Below are 1,761 nucleotides of genomic sequence, written 5' to 3'. Positions count from 1 at the left end.
CTGGGATTATGAAGACAAAATAGTATTTAACCCAGTCAAAGACAATGATGCAAATAGCAGTAAAAAAATCGGACAGGTCGCTTGACATTTATCGCCCCCATCTCTGTACTGAATGAAATGCCATTATCGACATCAAAAACTGTCACAGCATTGAGAACTTCACCTGTACGTGCTTTAACACCCTTAATCTCTTTCCCATCAATGGCAAAAACAGAGCGAATTCTATTAATTTCTTCATCCGAATGGGCTACATCGGATTTTTTTGAATAAGCATTAGCCCATGTAATTAAAAGATTATTTAGTGATTCAGGCTTAATCATTCGAATAATTCTAGCAACATTATGACGAGTCGGAATACCTTGCTTGTAAGGCATGAATTTCCTAAGCCATTTAAGGTTATACTCACCAAATTCGGTTATAGAAGTCCATGAAGAATAACCACAAATTAATCCAGCAAGGACTAAAAATGCAATTTCTTTGACTGGATATTTCTGGTTTGTTTTTTTTCTATTTTCTTCAAGTGTGTCTAATATTTTTATTAATTTCATCTTTATCACCTTATATAATTTATTAAGATGATTTGATCACAAATCACTCAAAAGCTCAATGAAATTTCATTAAATTCAATCTGTTTGATCAAAGTTTGATCGCCCCCTGACTTGTCATATCAAGAAGCTAGGGGGAGATTAAACCTTTGTAAGTTTTAGTAACTTAGCTGTTCATATAAAATTACCCCCGTACTAAATTAGTAAGCGCTAGTTTCTATGCACCTTGACTTAAATGCGTTGTTGTTCCCATTTGCATTTAAATAATGCAATATTTATTTGGGTTTCTTTACAAACTTTAGTGTTTTGTGTATTCTATTCCTATGACTAAATCATCAAATAACATTGAGCCAATATCTACTTCCTTACAGTTTCCCCAAAATTTTGAGGATATGTATTTCAGTTTATTTGAAGAATATACGAGCTTAACTCGCGTTGTGATTGAATACACATTACTTGATGAAAAGTGCCCTTGCTGTGATGGTACACTTCATGTGATAAAGACGAATATCATGGAGCAAATTCACATTATTCCTAATCATGCTCAAGTGTTACGCATTACTGAGCATGACTATACCTGTCGGGAATGCGAAAAACAAGATAAACCTATTTTTATTCGTGCGTCCATGCAAAAGCCCCTCATTAAAGGTTTCATCGCCTCACCCTCCAAGTTGGCAGTGGTACTTACAAGTAAGTATGTCGATGGACTACCCTTGTATAGATTAGCCGAAGAGCTAAATCGCTCAGGAATTTATATTAACCCTACCACGCTGTGTAACTGGGCCATAAAGGGTGCTGACATGCTTATGCCTATTTATGAGGCATTACAGCAAATATTGCTTGAGGAACCGCTCATCCATGGGGATGAAACCCGACTTCAAGTACTCAAGGTGCCGGGTAGGAAAGCAACATCACAATCCTATATGTGGGTGTGTAGGAACAATAAAAAAAGCGAATTCCCTGTCGTTTTATTCGAGAATCAACCGGGTGATACCCCGACTGCAATTTTAACCTGTTGGTCAGGCGTATTAATGACAGATGCCTATAGTGCTTTGCGTATGCTGAAAAATGTCACGTTTTTAGGCTGCTTCGCCCATACAAGACGTAAATTTAATGATATCGTTAAAATTAAAGGTCAACATTCACAGGAAGCAAAAGAGGCGGTTGATACCATTGCGAAACTATATGTCATAGAAAAAGAAACCGCGATATTGAC

The 1,761-nt window shown here is 36.7% G+C and carries 2 protein-coding genes; one reads left to right on the top strand and one right to left on the bottom strand.

What is annotated here, in order from left to right; translation table 11 throughout:
- Window positions 1-35 precede the first annotated feature (35 nt).
- Window positions 36-548 (bottom strand): ISAs1 family transposase, encoded by a 513-nt coding sequence (locus BMW37_RS14830; protein WP_093322782.1) that lies wholly within the window; start codon window positions 546-548, stop codon window positions 36-38.
- 389 nt (window positions 549-937) lie between these two features.
- Between BMW37_RS14830 and tnpC the strand changes: the two genes are divergently transcribed.
- On the top strand, window positions 938-1,761 hold an 824-nt coding region (gene tnpC / locus BMW37_RS14825; protein WP_177168710.1), incomplete at its 3' end, for an IS66 family transposase.

Origin of the sequence: Thorsellia anophelis DSM 18579, assembly GCF_900111395.1 — a bacterium.
In the GTDB taxonomy this organism is placed as follows: Bacteria; Pseudomonadota; Gammaproteobacteria; order Enterobacterales; family Thorselliaceae; genus Thorsellia; species Thorsellia anophelis.
Note: the sequence above shows the minus strand (reverse complement) of the source record. Positions and strands in the feature narration are given on the sequence as shown.

Coding starts and splice junctions, on each gene's coding strand:
- BMW37_RS14830 (WP_093322782.1), bottom strand. CDS start 548: ATGAAATTAATAAAAATATTAGACACACTTGAAGAAAATAGAAAAAAA.